Genomic DNA, 19117 nt, shown 5'->3' with positions numbered 1-19117 from the left:
TAGACAGAACCCACCAATAGGCATCACAATCATGCGCAAGACGGCACCCCCGACTCACACCCGACTGCACGGAGGATCGATGTCCCAGACCCGCAAGGATTCGGCGAAGGTCGCAGGCGCGACCTATACCAGAGCCGGTCAGGAGTACTTCCAGAAGCGGACCCTCAAGCGGTCCGCCGGCATCTGGGGCCTGTGGGGCCTCGCGGTCGCCGCCGTCATCTCGGGCGACTTCTCGGGATGGAACTTCGGCATCGACTTCGCCGGCTTCGGCGGGATGCTGATCGCCTTCGCGATCCTCGTCGTCATGTACTACGGCATGATCTTCTCGATCGGCGAGATGGCCGCCGCGATGCCGCACACCGGTGGGGCCTACTCGTTCGCCCGGTCGGCGATGGGCCCGTGGGGCGGTCTCGTGACCGGCGCCGCCGAGACGATCGAGTACGTCGCGACGACCGCGGTGATCGTGTACTTCTCCGCCTCCTACGCGGACGCGATCACGAGCGAGCTGCTGAACTTCTCGATGCCGACGTGGGTGTGGTGGATCATCCTCTACGTCGTCTTCATCGCGCTGAACTCCGCCGGGGCGGCGATCTCGTTCAAGTTCGCGATCGTGGTCTCGATCATCTCGATCGGCATCATCCTCGTCTTCTCGGCGATGGCGATCTTCTCGGGCGCGTTCCAGTGGGCGAACCTGTGGGACATCGCCCCCGATCCCGGTCAGACCGAGTTCCTGCCGCACGGCGTGCTCCCGATCCTGTTCGCGTTGCCCTTCGCGATGTGGTTCTTCCTCGGCATCGAGGAGCTGCCGCTCGCGGCGGAGGAGGCTCACAACCCGGTGCGCGACATCCCGAAGGCCGGCTTCTGGGCGCGCGGCACGCTGATCGTCACGGGTCTGCTCGTGCTGTTCCTGAACACGGGCGTGATCGGCGCCGAGGCCACCGGCGTCGCGGCCGAGCCGCTGCTGGACGGCTTCCGCGCGATCGTCGGCGACCAGCTCGCCGCGCTCCTCGCGCTGTTCGCGCTCGTCGGCCTCCTCGCGTCCCTCCAGGGCATCATGTTCGCGTACGGGCGCAACATGTACTCGCTCTCCCGCGCCGGCTACTACCCGCGTTTCCTCTCCCTCACCGGAAAGCGCCAGACTCCCTGGGTCGCCCTCACGATCGGAGCCGTGATCGGCTTCATCGCCCTGGTGGTGCTCGACACCGTCGCCGCGCTCAACGAAGGCGCCGGTGCGGTCGCGGGCGCGATCGTGCTGAACATCGCGGTGTGGGGTGCGGTGCTGGCCTACCTGCTGCAGATGATCTCCTTCGTGATCCTGCGCCGGAAGTTCCCCGATGCGCACCGCCCCTACCGCAGCCCGTGGGGCATCGCCGGCGCTGTGATCGCGGCCGCCATCGCGGCGCTCATCTTCGTCGGGTTCCTGCTGAATCCCACGTTCGTGCCCGCGATCATCGCGATCTTCATCGTGTACGTGATCATCCTGCTCGGCTTCGCGCTGTTCTTCCGCCACCGCCTCGTCCTCTCCCCCGAGGAGGAGTACGCCCTGTCCGGCGGGAAGCACTGGAACCCTGAGGAAGAGGGCTACGACGCCATGGAGACCGAGGTGTTCGGAGACGAAGCAAAGAAGTAGCCGACGAGGAGCGGGCGGGGCCGCGGCGATCCGGGAGGACGCCGCGGCCCCGCTTCACGTTCGCGGACGGATGCCGGGGGTCCGGCATCCGCCGAACGGAAATGACTCGGCCCCCTCGGGCCGCCCCCTGCGCGGGGAGGGACTCGAGAGGGCCAAGTGCTCTCCGGTGGCTCAGTTCCTCGCTGGGGACGAGACGCTGCTGGGGACAGCTATGAGCCGACGAGCGGGAGCTGCCATCCACGCTACGCCCACCCCGCACATCCGTCTGTCCCCTCTTCGGGGGACAGATTGGGTGGGTTCCCGGTTCACCCGAAAGCCCCGGCCCGGGGTCAGTACAGCAGCATCTGCGCGGACTGGGTGGAGGCGATTCCGCCGATCTCGACGCTCAGATGGTACGAGGCTCCCCCACCGGGCGCGACCTGTCGACCGGTGTCGTCGCACGAGCCGACGGAGGAGCGCGTGCGGTCCCACGTCAGCGGCGTCGCGCTCGAGACGGTCTGGCCCGCGCTCAACAGGACGACCATGTCGCTCGGCTCGGTCTGGCAGTCCGTCGAACGCCACCACACGTCGCTGCCGCTCATGATCGTGAACGTCTGCGCGCTGGTTCCCACGTTCAGCGTGCAATCCGTGGCGCCGTTGTTGGTGAGCGTGATCGACAGCTGCGGGTTCTGGCCGGCGGCGTACGTCTCCTGGTCGGTCACGGCCTGCACGGCGATGTCGCGCGCGACGCAGGGCTTCGCCGTCGGCGTCTCTTCGGCCGACGCCTCCGGTGACGGCGCAGCCGGAGCCGCGGACTCCGTCGGCGTCGTCGTGCCGGTCGGCATCGGGTTCGGCGTCGGCGTCGACGTGGAGCGCGTCGGGGTCGGCGCCGGCTTCTCGACCGCAGCCCCGCGCCAGGGCTGGGCGATGAGCAGCCACACGAGCGCCGCGACGGCGACGAGGGCGACGAGGAGGACGAGCCGGCGCCGGCGGTAGACCGCCGGCGAGGGCCGCCGGCGCGGGAATTCGGCGCTCATGTCTCCAGGCTACGTCGGCACCTCCGCCTGCCACGGCGCCGCGCGCCGGCTGACGGCATCCTGTCAGGACGACGCCGTCAGAGGGTCTTGAGCATCCGCGTGTTGCCGAGCGTGTTCGGCTTGACGTGGGCGAGGTCGAGGAACTCCGCGATGCCCTCGTCGGGGCTGCGCACGAGCTGCGAGTACACGTCGGGGTCCACGACCTGCTCGCCGATCTCGGTGAAGCCGCGGCGCGTGAAGAAGTCGACCTCGAACGTCAGGCAGAACAGGCGCGTGAGCCCGAGCGTGCGGGCGTTGTCCTCGAGCGTTTCGACGATCGCGCGCCCCACACCGTGATGCAGCCACTCGTCGGCCACGATCAGGGTGCGCACCTCGCCCAGGTCCTCCCACATCACGTGCAGGGCGCCGCAGCCGATGAGTGTTCCATTGGGGGCTTCGGCCACGACGAACTGCTGCACCGCTTCGTAGAGCACGACCAGATCCTTGCCGAGCAGGATCCGCCGCTGCACGTAGGGCTCGAGCAGGTCGCGGATGCCGCGCACGTCGGCGGACCGCGCCGACCGGATCCGGTACTGGGTCATCCTCCCAGCGTACGACCGAACAACGTGAGAGAGCGGATGCCGCCCCTCGGGTGGCATCCGCTCTCTCGGTGTCCGGGCGGGGCCCGGCCGGATCAGTCGCTCGTGATCGCGAGGTCCGGCGTGACCGCGATCTCGCCGCCGCCACCGACCCCGATCGCGACCTTCTCACCGCGCGGGACGGTCTCGAAGACGAACGCGCCGTTCTCGACGTCGACCTTCACGTGGTCGCCGGCGTTCAGCTCGCCGTGCAGGATCTTCTCGGACAGGCGGTCCTCGACCTCGCGCTGCATGGCGCGGCGGAGCGGCCGCGCACCGAGGGTCGGGTCGAAGCCGATCTCGATGAGCTTGTCCTTCGCGGCATCCGACAGCTCGACGGTCATGTCGCGGTCCAGCAGACGCTCGCTGAGGCGCTTCGTGAACAGGCCGACGATCTGACGGAGCTCGTCCTTGTTCAGCTGCGGGAAGACGATCACGTCGTCCAGGCGGTTCAGGAACTCGGGCTTGAAGTTGCGCTTGAGCTCCTCGTCGACCTTGCCCTTCATCCGCTCGTAGCTCGTGGCCGCATTGCCCTCGACCTGGAACCCGACCGGTCCGCCCGCGATCGCGGAGGAGCCGAGGTTCGTGGTCATGATGATGACCGTGTTCTTGAAGTCGATCACGCGACCCTGACCGTCGGTCAGGCGACCCTCTTCGAGGATCTGCAGGAGCGAGTTGAAGATGTCCGGGTGGGCCTTCTCGATCTCGTCGAACAGCACGACACTGAAGGGCTTGCGGCGCACCTTCTCGGTGAGCTGGCCGCCCTCTTCGAAGCCGACGAATCCGGGAGGGGCACCGAACAGACGCGAGACGGTGTGCTTCTCACCGAACTCCGACATGTCCAGCGAGATCAGTGCGGTCTCGTCGTCGAAGAGGAACTCGGCGAGCGCCTTGGCGAGCTCGGTCTTGCCGACGCCGGTGGGGCCGGCGAAGATGAACGAGCCGGACGGACGCTTGGGGTCTTTGAGACCCGCGCGCTGGCGGCGGATCGTGCGCGAGAGTGCGGCGATCGCCTCCTCCTGGCCGATGACGCGCTGGTGCAGCGCTTTCTCCATGAACACCAGGCGCGAGGACTCCTCCTCGGTGAGCTTGAACACCGGGATGCCGGTGGCCTGAGCGAGCACCTCGGCGATCAGTCCCTCGTCCACGACCGCGTGCGTCGCGACGTCTCCGGACTTCCACTGCTTCTCCAGGCGCAGACGCTCGGCGAGCAGGGACTTCTCCTCGTCGCGCAGCGACGCGGCCTTCTCGAAGTCCTGGTCTTCGGACGCCTGCTCCTTCTGCTCGCGGACCTTCGCGATCTTCTCGTCGAATTCACGGAGCTCCGGCGGACTGGAGAGGATCGACAGGCGCAGGCGGGCGCCGGCCTCGTCGATCAGGTCGATCGCCTTGTCGGGCAGGAACCGGTCGCTCACGTAGCGGTCGGCGAGGTTCGCCGCGGCGACGATCGCCCCGTCGGTGATCTGCACCTTGTGGTGCGCCTCGTAGCGGTCGCGCAGCCCCTTCAGGATGTTGATCGCGTGGGGCAGGCTCGGCTCGGCGACCTGGATCGGCTGGAAGCGGCGCTCGAGCGCGGCATCCTTCTCGAAGTGCTTGCGGTACTCGTCGAGCGTCGTCGCACCGATCGTCTGGAGCTCGCCGCGGGCCAGCAGCGGCTTGAGGATCGACGCGGCGTCGATTGCGCCCTCGGCGGCACCGGCGCCCACGAGCGTGTGGATCTCATCGATGAAGACGATGATGTCGCCGCGGGTGCGGATCTCCTTCGTGACCTTCTTCAGGCGCTCCTCGAAGTCACCGCGGTAGCGGGATCCGGCGATGAGCGAACCGAGATCGAGCGAGTAGACCTGCTTGTCCTTGAGCGTCTCGGGGACGTCGTTCTTCACGATCGCCTGGGCGAGGCCCTCGACGACCGCGGTCTTGCCGACGCCGGGCTCTCCGATCAGCACGGGGTTGTTCTTCGAGCGACGCGAGAGGATCTGCATGACCCGCTCGATCTCCTTCTCGCGACCGATCACCGGGTCGAGCTTGTTGTCGCGTGCGGCCTGCGTCAGGTTACGGCCGAACTGGTCGAGCACGGCCGAGCCGCCCTGGGCGGCCTGCTGGCCCTCGTGAGCGGCACCGCTGACGGCGGCCGGCTCCTTGCCCTGGTAGCCGGAGAGCAGCTGGATGACCTGCTGGCGCACCTTGTTCAGGTCGGCGCCGAGCTTGACGAGCACCTGGGCGGCGACGCCCTCGCCCTCGCGGATGAGACCCAGCAGGATGTGCTCCGTGCCGATGTAGTTGTGGCCCAGCTGAAGCGCTTCGCGCAGCGACAGCTCGAGCACCTTCTTGGCGCGCGGCGTGAACGGGATGTGCCCGGTCGGCTGCTGCTGGCCCTGGCCGATGATGTCCTGCACCTGCTCGCGGACGGCATCCAGCGAGATGCCGAGCGACTCCAGCGCCTTCGCGGCGACACCCTCGCCCTCGTGGATCAGGCCGAGCAGGATGTGCTCGGTGCCGATGTAGTTGTGGTTGAGCATCTTCGCCTCTTCCTGGGCGAGCACAACCACACGACGGGCACGGTCCGTGAATCTCTCGAACATGTCATTCCTCCGGCCTCGGGCCATCTGACGCACTTTCGTGCGATACATCGAGGGTAACGAGCACGCGGATGCCGCACGCCGCTGTTCGCCGTGGGCATAGCGCCTGACGCGCTTGACAGACGCGGATCACCTGCATATCGTTTTTCGATAACAACGTTTATCGATATGGAGGTTCACCATGACTGCTCAGACGCACACACCTCGCATCCTGTCTCGATGGGATGCCGTCTCGATGGCCGTCTTCATGCTCGCCGGCGCCGCCTTCGCGGTGGTGAGCGTGGTGCAGTCGGTGATCCGGATCACCGAGGTGCTCGGCGGCGGTGCGGTGCGGGTGTTCGCCCAGTTCGCGGGCACGCCCGCGCAGGCGCCGATCGGACCGGACGGAGCGCCGGTCACCGTGGAGCTCGACACCGCCTACCTCACCGCTCCCGAGCTGCCGATCGCCTCGGTCGCGGCACTCGTCCTCGAGCCCGTCGTCGTCGCCGCGGCGGTCGTGACCGTCGTCACGTGTCTGCTCCTGCTCACCTGGAACGTCCTGCACGGCCGGATGTTCAGCAAGACGAACACCCGGCTGGTCGGCACGGCAGGGATCGTGACCTTCCTGGGGGTCGCGGCCGCACCGTTCTTCGCCAACATGGGCGCGAACGGCGCGTTCGCCTGGATCTCGGACCGCACGTTCGACAACGTGGTCCTCTCCGCCGACCTGGTGCAGCTCCTCACGGTCGGGTTCCTCGGGGCACTCGCGGTCACGACGTTCACCGTCGGCGACCGGCTGCAGCGCGACACCGAGGGCCTGGTATGACCCCCGCCGAGGATGAGGGCCCGACCGGGGTGCACTGCCGGCTCGACGAGCTGCTCGTCGAGCGCGGCATGACCCTCACCCGGCTCTCCGAGATCGTGGGGGTCTCGGTGGTGAACCTCTCGGTGCTCAAGAACGATCGCGCGAAGGCGATCCGCTACTCGACGCTCGCGGCGATCTGCCGGGCACTGGACTGCGAGATCGGCGATCTGCTCGTGCGCGCCGATCCGTGACTCAGCCGGCGGTGCCGCCGTTCACGCCGAGGATCGGCGTCGTGTACGGATCGACGCCCGGACTGTTGAGGGTGAGTGCCACATCCGGAACACCGACGAGGCCGTCCACGGTGGTCAGCTGCGGATTCGGAGCGATGTCGGCCGTGCAGACCTTGTCCGCCGGCTGGCCGGACAGGGAGACGGAGATCGCCGCGTCGCCGGAGACCTCGGCGGTGGTGATGTACTCGGGGCAGCCGGAAGAACCCCACAGGAGCACGATGAACGTGCCGTCGGTCGTGGTCCATCCCGCGCTCGGCAACTGCTCGGACGGGCTCTCGGCGGCAAGCCCCTCAACACCAGGCAGGACCATCTCGCCGACGTAGTCGCCCGAGACCTCGATCGCGAGGTTCGCGGACGGGTCGACATCGTCGGGGACGGGGACGAGGGACACCCGGGGGACGTAGTCCATCGTGCACGGGCCATCGGAGACGTCGGCGAGCGTCAGCTGGAGCACACCGTCGGCGTAGGAGACATCCTCGGCGGTCGGGATGCACGTGGAGGAGCCCTGGGTCACCAGGCCGACCTGCCGCCCGCCGTCCAGCCACGCCGCGTCGAACTCGGTGAGCTCACCGGCGGGTGTCTCGGTCGCCTGGGGAGTGGCATCCGCTCCGCTGGACGGGGTTGCGGTCGCGCAGCCGGTCAGGGCCGCGCCGAGCATCGCCGCGAGGGCGAGAGCGCCGATGAGGGGTGCCGGACGCCGTGCCATGATCAGTCCTCTCCGTAGATCGGGATACGCACATCATCGAACCCGGGGGTGCCGGTGAGCACGAGCGACACGTCGCCGTCTTCCTCGAGTCCGTCCACGACCGCCACGAATGCGCGCGGCGCCATGTCCATCGTGCAGACCTGATCGGCCGGGGGCGTCTGGAAAGTGACCGTCACTTCTGCGGGGCCGGATGCCGCCACCTGGTCCACGACCGGGGCGCAGGAGGACGAACCCCACGTCAGCACCACGAACTGTCCGTCCGTGTCCGTCCATCCGGCGCTCGGCAGGTAATCCGTCATCCCGCCGCCGGCGAGGCCGGTCACGCCGTCGAGCTCGACCTGTCCGGAATAGCCGTCACCGGACACGATGATCGCGAGATCCTGCGTCGGATCCACTCCCTCCGGAACCTCCACCAGCGTGACGCGTGGCACGAGGTCGCGCGTGCACGCCGTCTCGGCATCCGGTTCGACGAGAGTCACCAGGAGCGAGCCGTCGGCTTCGACCGTCGCGGCGTCCGCGGCGGGCACGCAGCTGGAGCTGCCGGAGGTGACGAGGCCGATGATGCGCCCGCCGTCCAGCCAGGCCGCGTCGAGCTCGGTCTGCGTGGCAGGGTCCGTGCCGGTCGGCGACGGGGCGTCAGCGGGTGTCGCTGCGCAGCCGGCGAACGCGCCGACCGCGAGCGCGGCCAGGACGGGGACGACGAGGAGGCGAGGTGAGACCATGGTCCCGATCCTGGCCGAGGGCGCCTGTGGTTCACCAGGGAAATCGGTCACGGAGAGGTCACGGGGAAGCGCTCCCTGACTCGCTGACCGCGTGGGGCTCGGCACGGAGTTCATCGAGCGACGCTCGGATGTCCTCGACGAAGGCTGCGATGGCATCGCCTCCGGTGATCGGGCCCCCAGCGAGGAGTCCGTCGGCGCCGAGGAGCACGGCGGTCGGAGTCGACCACTCGCCGATCGACTCCCGCACGTACCCGTGAGGGTCGTGAAGGGACTGTGGCTCGTCACGCTCGGTGAGTGACGCCTGTCCGGGCGCCGCGCTGAGGAGGAAGCGGATATCCAGCTCCGGCAGCCGGTCACGCCAGACCGGCGTGTGGTCGATGACGGGTGCACATGCGGCACATCCGGGTGAAACGGCCAGGAGCAGGAGCGGACGGGCAGTGGCGAGACGCCGCAAGTTCACGACCGCGCCATCGGCGAGCGTGACCGGGACAGCGGGCGTGCGTACGCGGACGTAGTCCTCGTCCTCGTCGTCACCCACGATCGGCGACGGAGGAACGGCTGATGACGCAGGCACGATCGCGTCGGGCCAGACGATCACGAGCGCGGTGAGCACCGCCACCGCGGCGACGGCGACCCACGCCCACGCGTGAACTCCGGTGATCCCCGCCAGCGCCCCGCCGAAGGTCGGCGCGCGCCATATGACCGCGACCGTCACCGCCGCGACAACGGTGAGCCAGACGTTTCGCGCCGCGGTGAGACGTGTCACGGGCCTGCGCGTACCGAAGCACGAGCACGACGCGTCCGGCGCGGCCCGCAGGGTGCGTATGACGAGTGCGAGATACCCGGCCATCAGCGTCAGGCACACCAGCGCCGCCAGCGCGCCCAGGACACCGCCGAGGACCACTAGAGCGAGTGCGAGGGCGATTTCTGCCCACGGATGCAGCCGCACGAGCCATCGGCGACGAAAACGGCGTGGCACGCCCAGCTCTGCCCATCCATCGAGATCGTCGGGTTCGCGGATCTTGGCTATCCCGCTTGCGAGAAGCACGCCGGCCATCACGAGAGGGAGGACGAGTGCGGCGGCGACCGGCATGGTCCGATCGTACCGGCGCTGAGGTCACCGGCCTCGACCTCGTAGCACCCTCCGGTAGAACCCCGCCGTCTGCTCGGCAACCTGAGCGTCCGTCAGCAATCCCGGCGTCGACGCAGCAGTCTCGCCGAGTCGGCGACGCAGAACCCGATCGTCTGCCAGCCGGCGCAGGGTGGTGGTGAGGGACGCGAGATCCCTCGGTGCGAAACGCAAGCCGTTGACGTCGTCGGTGACCCACTCGGTCGGACCGCCCTCGTCGGCCACAACGACGGCGCAGCCGGCTGCGAGCGCCTGCACGACGTTCTGACCGAGTGGTTCCGGACGGGTCGATGCCTGAACGGCGATGTCCCAACTCTCGAGGAGCGAATGGATATCCGCGACATGACCCAAGAACTCGACGCGGTCAGCGACACCGAGGTCGGTCGCGAGACGGCCGAGGTCGTGCCGGAAGCCCTCGTGGCCGAATGGGGCGCTTCCTGCGAGCTCGAGTCGCTCGTCGCCATGAGGGAAGGCCGCGGCGAACGCCCGCAGCAGCAGCTCCTGCCCCTTCCACGGGTCCAATCGCGCCAGCATGCCGATCCGGAGGGGACTCCGCTCACCACGGGTACTGGGGCCGCGCGACGCCCGCAGTCCGGAAGCACTCACGATCACCTCCGCGACGGCATCGTCGCGGAGGTACGGCTCCGCTGAGGCGAGAGTCTTCACGGTATCTGCGATCACACCGTCCGCCCGGGGAAGGACGACTCGCGACATCAGGGTGAATCCGAAGGCGCCGAGCGCCTCAGCGTCGACCATGTCTCTCAGGTGAACCACGAACGGCGTGCGGGACGTCCATGCGGCGAGCGCACCGTACGCCGCCGCGCGAGCGGTGTTCGCATCGACGATGTCCGACTGCCGGAACCCGCGATGCATCCGAACCGCCGCCGCCTGCACAAGCAGACGAGCCGTCGCCGCCAGTAGGAAGGTGCCGCCGCGCGTACTCGCACCAGCGGGCTGCACGACTCCGACCCCACGGATCGTCACGCCCTGCACCGCTTCGAAGACGCCCAGATCGGCGGTGGGCGGCAGAAGCAAGAGGGGGTTCCACGGGGCGCCTGCTTCCAACATGCGCGACAATGCGAACTCGGCACCGCCGGCGACGGTGGTGTGCTCGAGGTGCGCCACCCGAATTCCTCGGTCGGACCGGCGTCGTGCGGTCACTCTCCGCCCCTATGAACAGGGCGCTCCGACAGCAACGTGTCGGAGTCGGCCGCAACGCGGACATATGCCGCGCGGTCAGCGGCCGACATCCCCAGCAACGCCTGAGCGAGCGCGGCGAGCGCAGGAACCTCCTGGCGCGCCATCAGGAAATAGGCGTCCCCGCCGCGGCCCTGGGGATCGATGACGTCGTCCTCCTCCGTACCCCCTCGACGGTGGTCTGCGAGTCGGCCCACGATCGCGCGAAGGTCATCCGCGTCGATGGTTCGCCCCCCCAGATCGATGCGCGCCTCGTCCGCTGCACGCCCGGCCTGGCGCATCGTGAACACGGTGCGAAGAGCGGACGGAACCCGCCTCACCACTTCGTCGGCCTGCCTTCGGGTGGCGGTGAGGATGAGATCCGCCCGTCCGATCAGATCATCCGTCAACGTCGTGGCAGTCCGAATCCGGTCATCCGCGCCGAGCGCCGCCGCCATGCGGCGCGCCGTCGCACCCATCGGCACTCCGGCCTCGGCGATGAGTCCCGCACTGCGGACGTCGACACGGGTAGCAACAGCAGATGGCAAGTACCACTGCACCCACGTCTGCAGAAGTGCCTCCGCGAGAGCAGACCGGTGGATGTTGCCGGCGCAGACGCAGAGGATGGTGAACCGCTCGGGCGAAGCAACGGAGTCCGTCCCGTCCGACATGCCGTACCCCCTCAGGACTGGGCGCAGGATTCCCGGTCCCGACCGGCGATAATGGTCCCTGCAGAAGCCTACAAGGAGGTCACGTGCGCGCATTGCGGATCTCGCACAGCGCGGCCGTCGACGAATGGCGTGGCCGTGAGCGCGCCCTCCGCGATCTCGGCGTCGATGTCGCGCTGCTGAGCGGTCGACACACGGATGCTGGCGGCGCGCTGGTGACGCTCGAGCCGCGGCCCGGAGAGCAGGCTACTGCGGTCGACATGCTGGGGCGGCATCCGGCTCTGTTCGTCTTCGACCCCCGGCCGATCTGGCGGGCGCTCGGCGAACCCTGGGACGTCATCGACGTTCACGAAGAGCCCTTCGCCCTGGCCACCGCCGAGATCCTCCTGCTGCGGGCATTGCGTGGTCAGCGTGCACCGGTCGTCCTCTATACGGCGCAGAACCTCGACAAGCGCTATCCCGTTCCGTTCCGCTGGTTCGAACGGTGGGCGCTGCGCACCGCGCGCGGCATATCGGCCTGCAACAGCGAGGCCGCCCGTATCGTCGAGCGCAAGGGCTTCGCCGGTCATGCGCGGACGATCCCTCTGGGAATCGACGCGGGTCGCCATCACCCCGCGGAAACCCCTCGTCACGTACGGGACGCCATCACCGTCGGCCTGCTGGGCAGGCTGGTGCCCGAAAAGGGCGTCGACGTCCTTCTCGAAGCTCTCACCCTCGACGAGCGGCTGCGAGCACGGATCGCAGGTACCGGGCCGTTGACCGAGTCGCTGCCCGCGCGATGCCGGGACCTCGGCATCGCCGACCGCGTGGATCTGCTCGGTCCAATCCGCCCGGAGGCCGTCGAGGACTTCTATCGCTCGATCGATGTCCTCGCGGTGCCCTCCATGCCGACGCCGCGATGGACCGAGCAATTCGGCCGGGTCGCCGTCGAGGCGATGGCTTCAGGGGTGCCGGTCGTCGCGAGCCGAGCGGGTGCGCTCCCGGATGTGGTCGGCGGCGCGGGCATACTGGTACCTCCGGGACGGCCCGCTCCGCTCGCGGAAGCGATTGCGGAGGCCGGCGGATCGCGCCGCGAAGAGCTCAGGACTGCTGGATTGATCCGCGCCGAGACGTGCAGCTGGGAGAGCGTGGCGTCCGAATACCTTGAGTTGTACCTGGCGGCGACGGCAACAGCATCCACACCGCCGCCTGACAGGACGAGGCGGGGAGTCGAGATCATTGTCGTGGCTTACGGCGCTCCCGAGATGCTCCGCGCCGCACTGCTCCCGGTCGTGGGATTGCCGGTCACCGTCGTCGACAATTCCTCCCTGTCGGAGATCTCCGCGCTGTGCCACGAGTTAGGGGTCCGCTACCTCGACGCCGGGTTCAATGCCGGATTCGGGGCCGGGGTCAACATCGGGTTGGCTGATCGGCTTGATCCCGAGGCAGACGTCTTGCTGCTGAATCCGGATGCCGTCGTGAGCCGCACCGAGATCGATAGACTGCAGCGGGCCCTCCTGGCGGAGCCCGCAATCGCGAGCGTCGCGCCGACTCAGGTCGACCCCGACGGCAACCCGGCGCGTGTCGCATGGGAGTTCCCTTCGCCAACCGGGTCCTGGCTCGAAGCCCTCGGACTCGCCCGCTTGCGCCGCGGGCCCCGGTTCGTGATCGGGTCGGTGTTGCTTTTGCGCGCGGAGGCCCTCGCGCAGGTGGGTGGATTCGACGAGCGCTTCTTCCTCTACGCGGAGGAGACTGACTGGGCTTTTCGGGCTCACCGGATGGGATGGCATCACGAAGTGGTGTCCGATGCGCGAGCGGTTCACCACGGTGGTGGCACGAGCACTGATCCCCGGCGACGAGAGGTCCACTTCCACGCATCGCAGGAGCGATACCTCCGCAAGCACTTCGGAAAAGCGGGATGGCAGTCTGCGCGGATCGCGGCGTGGGTGGGTTCTCTGGCTCGGGCCCTGGTGCTTTCCGGAGCGCGCCGCCTCGAGGCCCGACGACGCGCGGCTCTGTACCGCCTCGGACCGATCCGCGTCGAGAGTCGCTTCACGGGTGGACGGACCTCATGAGCCATATCGTGCAAGTCGTTCCGTTCATCGGTCCAGGCAGCGGCATCGCAGGGGTCGCCTGGAACCTCGACCAGCAGTTCCGCTCGCTCGGAGCGACCGTCGAGACGTTCACCTTCGACATGGCCCGGCGCGGGCCGGTGCGTCCATGGCCACGGCGGCGGTTCGGCCGCCGGCTCGCGCGCGCCTGGCGGGTGATCTGGTTCAGCACCGCCGGCACTGTGCGCGCGCGTCGATTCCTGGCCGAGCGTCCGGATGCGATCTCGATCTGCCACGACAACGCGCTCGTGGGCGACATCTACGTCAGCCATGGCACCGTCGCCGCATCGATGCGCGCACGCGGGCATGCGACGTGGCGGATGCTGCGCAACCCGACGCATGTGTTCACTTTCTTGCGCGATCTCTATCGCTACAGGAGCCGCACTCACCGAGCAGTGGTCGCGCTCGCCGCGTCAGAGGCCGAGACACTGCGACGCGTCTACGGGAGGGTTTCCGCCCCGATCATCGTGATCTCCAACGGCGTGGATCTCGAACGGTTCCGACCGCCGTCCGTGGAGGAGCGACAGGCCGCCCGTGCGCTGTTCCGGCTGGAAGACGACGCAAGGGTCGCTCTGTTCATCGGGCATGAGTTCGACCGCAAGGGTCTGTCCTTCGCGATCGAGGGTCTGCGTGAGGCACCGTCCGTCCTCCTCTTGATCGTCGGAGGTTCCGCCGAGATCATCCAATCTGCTCGCACCGACGCCCAGGATCACGGCGTCGGGGAGCGGGTGATGTTCACGGGCCCACGACATGACCTCCCCACGTTTCTGGCAGCATCCGACATGTTCGTCCTTCCCAGCGCCTACGAGGCCAACGCGCTCGTGATCCTCGAAGCGCTCGCCAGCGGGTTGCCGGTGATCTGCACTCCCGTGGGATTCGCGCCAGAAATCGTGGTCGACGGACGCAACGGGTACCTCGTCACCAGGGACGCGCACGAGGTGGGCCGTCGAATGGACCAGCTCGCTCACGAAGACCTCGCGCCGTGGCGGGCGAATGCCCGTGCCAGTGCGGAACCGCACGACTGGCGAGCAGTCGCCATGCGCTACCTCGACTTGATCGACGACCTCCGCCGCGCGAAGGTGTCTGCGTGAGCCCCCGGAACTCGCTGCACATCGTGCAGATCGCGCCGCGCATCGCGCCCGGCAGCGGGGTGGAAGGAGTGGCAGCGGCTCTCGAGCGCGAGTTCTCGGCCGCCGGCGCACGGGTCGAGCGTTTCACGCTCGACGATGTGCGAGGCGAGGTCAGGCGCGTGCCGCAGCGGCCGCTGGCACGGCGCCTGGCGGCGGCGTGGAACGTCGTGTGGTTCAGCACCGTCGGCACACGTGCGGCACGCCGCTTCCTCGCCGCTCGACCGGACGCGATCTCGTTATGTCACAACGACGTCGTCGCAGGCGACGTGTACGTCAATCACGGGCTGCTGCAACCGGCCATGCGCGCCCGCGGCGGCTACGCCTGGAGGATGCTGCGCAATCCGGTGCACGTCTACACCGCGGTCCGGGATCGTCGACGGTATCGGGGGCACGCGCATCGGGCGATCGTGGCCCTCACGGCTGGAGAGGCCAGTCTCCTGAAGACCACATACGGCACGGTCCAGGCGCCGATCACGGTAATCCCCAACGGTGTCGATCTAGCGCGCTTCGCACCACCGACCTCTGAAGGGCGCCGCGCAGCACGTGACGCCGCGGGAGTACCGCCGGAAGCTCTGGTCGCTGTCTTCATCGGCCACGAGTTCGAGCGGAAGGGCCTGTCGATCGCGATCGATGCCCTCGCGGAAACGTCCGGAACGGTCCTTCTCGTCGTCGGAGGTACCACTGATTCGATTTCCGCCGCGCGTGCCAGGGCGCAGCATCGCGGCGTCGCCCGTCGCATCTTCTTCGCCGGCACCCTCACCGATCCGGTGCCGTTCCTGCACGCCGCGGACGTCCTGGTGCTTCCGAGCGCGTACGAGGCCAATGCCCTCGTGGTCCTCGAAGCCCTCGCGTGCGGCGTGCCGGTGATCGCGACGAGAGTGGGGTTCGCCCCCGAGCTCATCGTCGACGGCGAGAACGGCTACCTCATCGGTCGAGATGCCGCATCCCTGTCCGCGCGCTTGAACGACTTCTCCGCGTCCCGCGACGGAGAGTGGGCCGTCCGCGCGCGGCGTTCGGCAGAGCCGTTCGCTTGGAGCGCTGTCGCCGACCGCTATCTGGCTCTGTTGGAGAGCGTGGGAACAGACGGACGGCGCAGGCTGTGAACAGGCCACTGCGGATCCTGCACGCGATCCGATCGGACGGATTCGCCGGCGTCGAGCAGTTCGTGAGACGGCTGGCCGTGGCTCAAGCCGAGGCAGGCGACCGCGTGCACGTGATCGGAGGCGATCCACGTCGCATGAGCGAGGTCCTCGGCGGCGCGGGCGTGGGATTCGCGCCCGCAGCTCGGACGGCCGAGGTCGTCCGAGCGATACGCGAGCTCCACACGCATGTGCAGGTCGTCAACACCCATATGACCGCGGCCGATGCGGCCGCCGTCATCGCGTTGACCGGCGTGCGTGCACGGCCGGCTGTCGTCTCGACACGCCACTTCGCCCGACAGCGCGGGCGGGTGGGCCCCGTGCCGATCGATGCCGTGGTGCGGAGGATGATCGGTCATGAGATCGCGATCAGTCAGGCGGTCGCGCAGATGACGTCGGTGCCCAGCACCGTCGTGCATTCTGGCGTGGAGGTCGTGCGATCAACGGGGACGCGAATCCGCCGCCGGACGGTGCTCATGGCGCAGCGACTCGAGCCCGAGAAGGCGACTGACGTCGGCATCCGTGCGTTCGCCGCATCCGGAGTCGCCGCGGACGGATGGACACTCGAGATCGCGGGCAGGGGCACGGAACAGGAGAACCTCACCCGGGCCGCCGAAGCTCTCGGCATCGGGGCCGTGACGCGATTCCTCGGGTTCCGCAACGACCTCCCCGACCTCATGTCGGAAGCAGGGATCCTTCTCGCGCCCTGTCCAAACGAGGGGCTCGGACTGACCGTTCTCGAGGCGATGGCCACGGCGCTTCCGGTCGTCGCGGCAGACGGCGGCGGTCATGCCGAGCTGTTGGAGGGCCTCGACGAACGCGCTCTGTTCCCGATCGGCGACGCGGATCGAGCGGCCGCCGCTCTGCGCGCTTTGGCCGCAGATCCCGTGGCGCGCGCTGCTCTCGGATCCCGCGCACAGCTCAGGCAGCGTGAGTCTTTCACCGTTGCCGCTCAGGTCGAGGGCACTGCAAAGGTGTACCTGGCGGCGATTCACGGGCTCGACGGGACAGCCCCGTGACCGATCTTGTCGTGATCTCACTCGAGGGTTGGGATGAGGTCTGGCGACGCAATCAGCATCTGATCGCGGGGCTGTTGCGCACGAACCCCGGGCTGCAGGTCCTCTTCGTCGAGCCGCCGGCCGATCCCCTCCACGCCCTCGCTTCGGGACGGCGACCCTCCTTCGGCCGACGCCTGACGGAGATCCCCGACGTCGCACCCGGCCGGCTCTGGCGTCGGCAGCCGGTCAAGTGGCTGCCCCGTCGTTTCGATTCCCGTGCCGACGAACGACTCGCCCGAAGCGTCATGAAGACCGTGCGCCGGCGAGGTATGCAGCACCCGCTGCTCTGGATCAACGACCCAAGCGCGTCGACGTTGTCGAAGCTGACCGGGTGGCCGACCCTGTACGACATGACCGACGACTGGCTTTCGGCGGATCGCCCCGCCGCGGAACTGAGTCGTGTCGCCGCCGCGGAAGAATACCTCCTGTCAGAAGCGGCCGAGGTCGTAGCGTGCTCGCCCGAGCTCGTCCGGCGGAAGGCTCCACGCCGCCCGTCGACGCGCTCACCCATCGCTCTGATCCCCAACGCCGTCGACGCGGACACCTACCGTCGTCCCGCCGCCCGCCCGTCGGATCTGCCTGACGGACTCACAGCGGTGTACGTGGGCACTCTGCACGAAGACCGAATCGACGTCGCTCTCTGCGAGAAGGTCGCGCGTGGCCGTGCGGCGTTGGTGCTGGTCGGACCGAACGCGCTGACATCAGATTCGACACGCCGACTGCAGGATGCGGGCGCACTGCTGCTTGGTTCACGATCGCACGAGGCGGTCGTCGGGTACCTGCAGCACGCGACTATTCTCGTCGTTCCGCACGTCGTCACTGACTTCACCGAGAGCTTGGACCCGATCAAGCTCTACGAGTATCTCGCCGTCGATCGCCCGATTGTTTCGACACCCGTTGCGGGATTCCGCGATGCGGACGATCCGCGGGTCTCCATCGCCGATACAGCCGTGTTCCCAGCCTCACTGGACCGCGCTGTCGTCGCGCCCTTTTCGACGACCACGCCGTCGGCGCACGTCGCGGACTGGAAAGACCGTGTGACCTCTATGGCCGCGATCATCGGTCGACTCGCAAGGTAGGTTCGTATTCGTGAAGCCGACCGTCATCCTGCCGCCGACGCGCCTCGCGCTGCCTCGGTGGCGCGAGTTGTGGGATGCGCGGGAGGTGGCTCTGCGCTTCGGCCAGCGCGATGTGGTCCTGCGCTACCGTCAGACCGCGATCGGTGTCATCTGGGTTCTGCTTCAGCCGCTGGCCGCGGCTGGCATCTTCTCGATCATCTTCGGCAGCGTCGCGCAGCTGCCGACCGGCGGCATCCCGTACTTCCTGTTCTCCTTCATCAGCATGCTGGCGTGGACCTTGTTCAGCAGTGTCGTCACACGCGCCGCGCCGTCCCTCGTTGCGAACCAGGCCCTCGTCTCGAAGGTCTTCTTCCCGCGCATGCTGGTGCCCCTGTCGACGGTCCTATCAGCGCTGCTCGACTTCGCCGTCGCACTGGTGCTGGGAATCGTGCTGCTCTTCGTCTACAGGGTCAACCCGGGCTGGCCGGCGCTTCTGCTGCCCGTATGGGTTCTGTTGTTCGTCCTGCTCGGTTTGGGCATCGGCCTCGCGGCGGCGGCGTGGACGGTCCGCTATCGCGACGTGCAGTTCGTCCTGCCGTGGCTCATGCAGATCGCCCTGTTCGCGACCCCGGTCGCTTATTCGATCGACGCGGTGCCCGCCGATCTCGCCTGGGTCTTCAACGCCAATCCCGTTTCCTGGCTCATGGAGTGCTTCCGCTTCTCCATGCTCGGCACGCCCGCACCGGCGACGTGGCAGATCGTCGCCGCCTTCATCGTGTGCCCGGTGGTCTTCTTCCTCGGAACGTTCGTCTTCCAGCGCAACGAGCGCACGTTCGCCGATCTCATCTGAGAGCGGCGAACGCGCGCAGGAACCGGCGGGCGACGGAGGCGCTACGCCGCCACCGGCTCGCACTCCCCGTTGGCGCAGTCCGGGGGTGCCGGCACCTGGAGCGGCGTCTGCGGGGCTGATCCGATGGTGTACGAGATCACGAGAGTCTGCGAACTGCTCGTCGACTCGAACTTGATCAAATCCGTCGAACACTGACCGATCGGGATGACGATCGGATACGAGAACGGTGCGAGAGGGACGACGTCCTTGCCCGATCCGTTCACGATTCCCGTCACCGTCAACGTGGTTCCCGGTGTGACAGCGCATCCCTCGCCGACGGTGGCGCAAAGGCGGAGGACATATCCGAACTTGATCCCCGTCGAGCCACCAGGGCATTTGCAGCTGCCCGCTCCGAATGTGATGACCGGTGTGCACACACTCGCCGCGGCCTGGGGCACGGTGGCCGCGAGGGCAATGACGGGAACCGCCCACGCCG

Annotated in this window: 17 protein-coding genes; 9 read left to right on the top strand and 8 right to left on the bottom strand. The window is 68.2% G+C overall.

Annotated elements, in window-relative coordinates; all coding sequences use genetic code 11:
* Positions 1-79 precede the first annotated feature (79 nt).
* On the top strand, positions 80-1630 hold the full coding sequence (locus AB0P18_RS03530) for an amino acid permease (protein WP_344051404.1): 1551 nt from the start codon (positions 80-82) through the stop codon (positions 1628-1630).
* A 329-nt stretch (positions 1631-1959) separates the two neighbouring features.
* Here the strand turns inward: AB0P18_RS03530 and AB0P18_RS03525 are convergent, their stop codons facing one another.
* From AB0P18_RS03525 to AB0P18_RS03515, 3 genes are all read right to left on the bottom strand, one after another.
* Positions 1960-2646 (bottom strand): hypothetical protein, encoded by a 687-nt coding sequence (locus AB0P18_RS03525; RefSeq protein WP_363358951.1) that lies wholly within the window; start codon positions 2644-2646, stop codon positions 1960-1962.
* A gap of 77 nt (positions 2647-2723) precedes the next feature.
* A complete protein-coding gene (locus tag AB0P18_RS03520; RefSeq protein WP_363358950.1) occupies positions 2724-3227 on the bottom strand; it encodes an amino-acid N-acetyltransferase in 504 nt (167 codons plus the stop codon).
* Positions 3228-3319: 92 nt separating this feature from the next.
* Positions 3320-5845, bottom strand: coding sequence for an ATP-dependent Clp protease ATP-binding subunit (locus tag AB0P18_RS03515; protein WP_344051398.1), 2526 nt, complete (start codon positions 5843-5845; stop codon positions 3320-3322).
* A 178-nt stretch (positions 5846-6023) separates the two neighbouring features.
* Between AB0P18_RS03515 and AB0P18_RS03510 the strand changes: the two genes are divergently transcribed.
* On the top strand, positions 6024-6647 hold the full coding sequence (locus tag AB0P18_RS03510) for a hypothetical protein (RefSeq protein ID WP_344051396.1): 624 nt from the start codon (positions 6024-6026) through the stop codon (positions 6645-6647).
* On the top strand, positions 6644-6877 hold the full coding sequence (locus AB0P18_RS03505) for a helix-turn-helix transcriptional regulator (protein WP_363358949.1): 234 nt from the start codon (positions 6644-6646) through the stop codon (positions 6875-6877). Before AB0P18_RS03510 ends, AB0P18_RS03505 begins: the two co-directional genes overlap by 4 nt.
* A gap of 1 nt (position 6878) precedes the next feature.
* Here AB0P18_RS03505 and AB0P18_RS03500 read toward each other — a convergent pair whose 3' ends face one another.
* The 5 genes from AB0P18_RS03500 to AB0P18_RS03480 are packed head-to-tail and all read right to left on the bottom strand — an operon-like array spanning position 6879 to position 11320.
* Positions 6879-7622, bottom strand: coding sequence for a hypothetical protein (locus tag AB0P18_RS03500; protein ID WP_363358948.1), 744 nt, complete (start codon positions 7620-7622; stop codon positions 6879-6881).
* A gap of 2 nt (positions 7623-7624) precedes the next feature.
* A complete protein-coding gene (locus AB0P18_RS03495; RefSeq protein ID WP_363358947.1) occupies positions 7625-8344 on the bottom strand; it encodes a hypothetical protein in 720 nt (239 codons plus the stop codon).
* 58 nt (positions 8345-8402) lie between these two features.
* Positions 8403-9437, bottom strand: a complete 1035-nt coding sequence (locus tag AB0P18_RS03490) for a MauE/DoxX family redox-associated membrane protein (protein WP_363358946.1) — start codon at positions 9435-9437, stop codon at positions 8403-8405.
* Between the two features lie 24 nt (positions 9438-9461).
* Positions 9462-10598: a glycosyltransferase gene (locus AB0P18_RS03485; RefSeq protein WP_363358945.1), complete on the bottom strand. Its 1137-nt coding sequence runs from the start codon at positions 10596-10598 to the stop codon at positions 9462-9464.
* A gap of 32 nt (positions 10599-10630) precedes the next feature.
* Positions 10631-11320: a hypothetical protein gene (locus AB0P18_RS03480; protein WP_363358944.1), complete on the bottom strand. Its 690-nt coding sequence runs from the start codon at positions 11318-11320 to the stop codon at positions 10631-10633.
* 83 nt (positions 11321-11403) lie between these two features.
* Between AB0P18_RS03480 and AB0P18_RS03475 the strand changes: the two genes are divergently transcribed.
* The 6 genes from AB0P18_RS03475 to AB0P18_RS03450 are packed head-to-tail and all read left to right on the top strand — an operon-like array spanning position 11404 to position 18642.
* A complete protein-coding gene (locus tag AB0P18_RS03475) occupies positions 11404-13371 on the top strand; it encodes a glycosyltransferase (protein WP_363358943.1) in 1968 nt (655 codons plus the stop codon).
* Positions 13368-14498 carry a glycosyltransferase family 4 protein gene (locus AB0P18_RS03470; RefSeq protein WP_363358942.1) on the top strand — a complete coding sequence of 377 codons (1131 nt, stop codon included), beginning with the start codon at positions 13368-13370 and terminating at the stop codon, positions 14496-14498. Before AB0P18_RS03475 ends, AB0P18_RS03470 begins: the two co-directional genes overlap by 4 nt.
* Positions 14495-15640 carry a glycosyltransferase family 4 protein gene (locus tag AB0P18_RS03465; protein ID WP_363358941.1) on the top strand — a complete coding sequence of 382 codons (1146 nt, stop codon included), beginning with the start codon at positions 14495-14497 and terminating at the stop codon, positions 15638-15640. Before AB0P18_RS03470 ends, AB0P18_RS03465 begins: the two co-directional genes overlap by 4 nt.
* Positions 15637-16695, top strand: a complete 1059-nt coding sequence (locus tag AB0P18_RS03460) for a glycosyltransferase family 4 protein (RefSeq protein WP_363358940.1) — start codon at positions 15637-15639, stop codon at positions 16693-16695. Before AB0P18_RS03465 ends, AB0P18_RS03460 begins: the two co-directional genes overlap by 4 nt.
* On the top strand, positions 16692-17813 hold the full coding sequence (locus AB0P18_RS03455; RefSeq protein WP_363358939.1) for a glycosyltransferase: 1122 nt from the start codon (positions 16692-16694) through the stop codon (positions 17811-17813). The genes AB0P18_RS03460 and AB0P18_RS03455 overlap by 4 nt, the downstream gene beginning before the upstream one ends.
* A gap of 10 nt (positions 17814-17823) precedes the next feature.
* Positions 17824-18642 (top strand): ABC transporter permease, encoded by an 819-nt coding sequence (locus tag AB0P18_RS03450; RefSeq protein ID WP_363358938.1) that lies wholly within the window; start codon positions 17824-17826, stop codon positions 18640-18642.
* Positions 18643-19117 lie beyond the last annotated feature (475 nt).

The sequence above is a fragment of the Microbacterium sp. NPDC064584 genome, from assembly GCF_040687315.1.
Lineage (GTDB): Bacteria > Actinomycetota > Actinomycetes > Actinomycetales > Microbacteriaceae > Microbacterium > Microbacterium lacus.
The sequence above is the reverse complement of the archived record's forward strand: the minus strand, read 5'-3'. Positions and strand labels throughout refer to the sequence as shown.

Bases quoted from the DNA above. Each gene is read 5' to 3' on its own strand.
- AB0P18_RS03530 (WP_344051404.1), top strand. From the start codon at position 80: ATGTCCCAGACCCGCAAGGATTCGGCGAAGGTCGCAGGCGCGACCTAT.
- AB0P18_RS03525 (WP_363358951.1), bottom strand. From the start codon at position 2,646: ATGAGCGCCGAATTCCCGCGCCGGCGGCCCTCGCCGGCGGTCTACCGC.
- AB0P18_RS03520 (WP_363358950.1), bottom strand. From the start codon at position 3,227: ATGACCCAGTACCGGATCCGGTCGGCGCGGTCCGCCGACGTGCGCGGC.
- AB0P18_RS03515 (WP_344051398.1), bottom strand. From the start codon at position 5,845: ATGTTCGAGAGATTCACGGACCGTGCCCGTCGTGTGGTTGTGCTCGCC.
- AB0P18_RS03510 (WP_344051396.1), top strand. From the start codon at position 6,024: ATGACTGCTCAGACGCACACACCTCGCATCCTGTCTCGATGGGATGCC.
- AB0P18_RS03505 (WP_363358949.1), top strand. From the start codon at position 6,644: ATGACCCCCGCCGAGGATGAGGGCCCGACCGGGGTGCACTGCCGGCTC.
- AB0P18_RS03500 (WP_363358948.1), bottom strand. From the start codon at position 7,622: ATGGCACGGCGTCCGGCACCCCTCATCGGCGCTCTCGCCCTCGCGGCG.
- AB0P18_RS03495 (WP_363358947.1), bottom strand. From the start codon at position 8,344: ATGGTCTCACCTCGCCTCCTCGTCGTCCCCGTCCTGGCCGCGCTCGCG.
- AB0P18_RS03490 (WP_363358946.1), bottom strand. From the start codon at position 9,437: ATGCCGGTCGCCGCCGCACTCGTCCTCCCTCTCGTGATGGCCGGCGTG.
- AB0P18_RS03480 (WP_363358944.1), bottom strand. From the start codon at position 11,320: ATGTCGGACGGGACGGACTCCGTTGCTTCGCCCGAGCGGTTCACCATC.
- AB0P18_RS03470 (WP_363358942.1), top strand. From the start codon at position 13,368: ATGAGCCATATCGTGCAAGTCGTTCCGTTCATCGGTCCAGGCAGCGGC.